This is a genomic window from Ramlibacter sp., assembly GCF_035706265.1.
Classification (GTDB): Bacteria; Pseudomonadota; Gammaproteobacteria; order Burkholderiales; family Burkholderiaceae_C; genus Ramlibacter.
Genome location: NZ_DASSVG010000571.1, coordinates 1 through 2719 on the forward strand (window position 1 = coordinate 1; position 2719 = coordinate 2719).

The 2719-nt window shown below is 68.9% G+C and carries 5 protein-coding genes; 2 read left to right on the forward strand and 3 right to left on the reverse strand.

The annotated features are described in order from the left end of the window. On the reverse strand, positions 1-642 hold a 642-nt coding region (locus VFM98_RS20490), incomplete at its 3' end, for a M48 family metalloprotease (protein ID WP_325111747.1). A gap of 41 nt (positions 643-683) precedes the next feature. Further along, positions 684-1484 (reverse strand): TfpX/TfpZ family type IV pilin accessory protein, encoded by an 801-nt coding sequence (gene tfpZ / locus VFM98_RS20495; protein ID WP_325111743.1) that lies wholly within the window; start codon positions 1482-1484, stop codon positions 684-686. Between tfpZ and moaC the strand changes: the two genes are divergently transcribed. Together moaC and VFM98_RS20505 are read left to right on the forward strand one after the other, a co-directional pair. Next, a complete protein-coding gene (moaC, locus tag VFM98_RS20500) occupies positions 1483-1971 on the forward strand; it encodes a cyclic pyranopterin monophosphate synthase MoaC (protein ID WP_325111744.1) in 489 nt (162 codons plus the stop codon). The genes tfpZ and moaC overlap by 2 nt on opposite strands. Before the next feature lie 117 nt (positions 1972-2088). Continuing rightward, positions 2089-2433, forward strand: a complete 345-nt coding sequence (locus VFM98_RS20505; protein ID WP_325111745.1) for a hypothetical protein — start codon at positions 2089-2091, stop codon at positions 2431-2433. Here the strand turns inward: VFM98_RS20505 and VFM98_RS20510 are convergent. Next, positions 2430-2719: Wzy polymerase domain-containing protein (locus tag VFM98_RS20510; RefSeq protein WP_325111746.1), on the reverse strand; the 290-nt coding region annotated here is incomplete at its 5' end. The genes VFM98_RS20505 and VFM98_RS20510 overlap by 4 nt on opposite strands.

Consider the following 2719-nt stretch of genomic DNA (forward strand, 5'->3'; position numbering starts at 1 on the left):
CGTGACGAAACCCTGCGGCGCGAAGCCGGCCTGGGTGGCGACGCCGAAGCCGATGCGGTCGGCCTCGCGTTCCATGTCGCGCGAGAAATTGAGCTGCTGCTGCGCCGCCAGGGCCTGGCTGCCGGCCATCACGGCGCCGCCCGCCTGCGGATTGCGGCTGGCCGCCATGGCGCCGAGGATCATCGCCGCCAGCATCCAGGGCGCCTGCTGGTTGCCCTTGGTGACCAGGCGCGAGATGTGGCGCTGCGTGACGTGGCTCAGCTCATGCGCCAGCACCGACGCGAGCTCGTCGCGGTTGGCGGTGACGCTCACCAGCCCCAGGTGCAGGCCCAGCCAGCCGCCCGGCAGCGCGAAGGCGTTGATCGTGCGGTCCTTGCCCAGGAGCACCTGCCAGGCGAAGCGTTCGTCCAGTTCGGCGCTGAGCTCGCCGCGGGCGCGCGCCGCATCCAGCAGCGGCTGCCAGAGGCTCTGCACGTATTCCACCAGCACCGGGTCGTCGATGTAGTCCGGATCGCGATAGAGCTCGCGCGCGATCTGCTCGCCCAGCTTGCGCTCCGCACCGGTGGTGATGTCGCCCGTGTCCCCGAGCGTGGGCAGCTGGGCGCCGGCCGGCGTGGTGGCCAGCAAGGCGGCGGTCAGCACGGCGGCGAGGCCGCGGCGGGCGAGGGGCGTGGAGGAAAGGCTCAAAACGAATCCAGCGGCAGGAAGCCGATCACTTCGGCCGTGCCCGCGTCGAGCAGCACGGTCCAGGCCAGGGCCTTGCGGGCGACCATGGGCAAGTATGCCGCGTGGTCGGCGTCGCGTCCCGCCTTGCGCAAGGCCTCTTCGATGGCAGTGGCTTGCTGCGGGAAACGCCGCTCCAGCTGGGCCACCGGCCGGGCGGCGGCGATGACGCGCTGGCGCGCCTCGCCATAAGGCTGCCAGAGCGCGGGCTGGGCCGCGAGCTGCACGCCCTGCAGCGCCTGCATGGTGTAGTCCAGGCTCTCCTGCTGGTTGCGGAACGGCCGCAGCGCGATCAGCGTCGGCCCACCCGGCGGCGCCACCGGGATCCCGGACAGGGCCAGTTGCACCAGCTCCTCGGGGATGTCCACCTGGTGCACCACCCGGAAGCGGTCGACCTCGTAGACCAGGTGCACGGGGCGGGCCAGGTGCACGGTCCAGAGGCCGTAGGCCAGGCCGCCCAGCTGCAGCAGCGCCACGATGGCGAGGTCGCGCCGCAGTTCCGTGCGCGGCTTGGCCCGGTTGAAAATCGCAAAGGTGATCAGCGGCCCGAGCGCCACGTCGACCGCGACGACCAGCTGGAACAGTTCACGGCCGCCGGAAATCTCGCGGTAGGGCCACGGGTACCAGAGCGCGAAGACCAGCAGGCCCGCGGTGGCGGCAACCAGGGCGCTCAAGCCGAGATGGATGGCGGCGGCCTTGAGGCGGCTGTGCCAGTCGAAGCGGGACGTATGATGGCTGAGGGAAACCAAGGGTTGTTGCATGAGCGGACTGACTCATTTCGATGCGCAAGGCCAGGCGCACATGGTGGACGTTGCGTCCAAGGCGGCGACGCACCGCATCGCCGTGGCATCCGGCCGAATCGAGATGCTACCCGCTACCCTGGCGATCATCCAGAGCGGGACTGTGAAGAAGGGCGACGTGCTGGGCATTGCCCGGGTCGCCGGCATCATGGCCGCCAAGAAGACCAGCGAGCTGATACCGCTGTGCCACCCCCTGGCGCTGACCCGGGTGGCGATCGAGTTCGAGCTGGCGCCGGCCCAGGCCGGCGCTGCCGACGCCGTGGTCTGCACCGCCACCGTGGAGACGGTGGGCCCCACCGGGGTCGAGATGGAGGCCTTGACGGCCGTGAATGTCGCCCTCCTCACCATCTACGACATGTGCAAGGCCGTCGACCGCGGCATGACCATCACGGCCGTCCAACTGTGTGAAAAGCACGGTGGGAAGTCCGGAAGTTACGTCAAGGGCTAACCCCGACTTGCGTCAATTCCCTAGCCAATAGCAGAATGGATGTTAGGGAATTCTTCAGATGTAACGGCCATGTGTCTTCTGCGACGAAGGTGCTAAGGGCCAGAGGGGTTGGCAATCATGTTCACTTGGCTCAAGCGACGCACCGCGGCACCGGCCCCGCAGCCTGTGCGCAAGGCCAATGCCAGGCCGATCCGCACCTCGCCTCGTCCCATCACGCCGCGTTCGCAATCCACGGCCGCGCATCACCAACCCCGTTTCGTCGACACGGCGCCGCTGCCTGAAGTGGTGGCCGAAGGCAACACCCAGGCCGACTGGAGCATGTGGGAAGACTCCGTGATGCAGCTGGACAGCCAGATGCAGGACATCGCACCGAGCAAGCGGGTGTACGTGCGCGAGACCCGCCCCAGTCAGCTGGACGACATCGACGCGTTTTCGAGCGTGCGGGGCAAGCGGGACGTCTAGTCCGCACCGCGCGGCACGCCGTGGCCGCGCTCCCGCCAGGCCCGGTATTCGGCCGGGAAGGCGGCCCGATAGCGCGCCAGCAACTGCACCGCCTCCTCTTCCCGCCCGAGCAGGGTGGCGCTTTCGATCGCCCGTTCGATGACGCGCGACTCGGGCGAGTAGTGCAGGACCTCGAGCGCCAGCGGGTAGAGCCGGTGGGCATTCGCGGCGTTGACGGTGGACAACGTGAGGTCCGCGAAGCGGGCCTGACCGGAGAAAAGCCAGGACTTGCGGACCTTCGCAAGGG

Bases quoted from the DNA above. Each gene is read 5' to 3' on its own strand.
- moaC (WP_325111744.1), top strand. From the start codon at position 1,483: ATGAGCGGACTGACTCATTTCGATGCGCAAGGCCAGGCGCACATGGTG.
- tfpZ (WP_325111743.1), bottom strand. From the start codon at position 1,484: ATGCAACAACCCTTGGTTTCCCTCAGCCATCATACGTCCCGCTTCGAC.
- VFM98_RS20505 (WP_325111745.1), top strand. From the start codon at position 2,089: ATGTTCACTTGGCTCAAGCGACGCACCGCGGCACCGGCCCCGCAGCCT.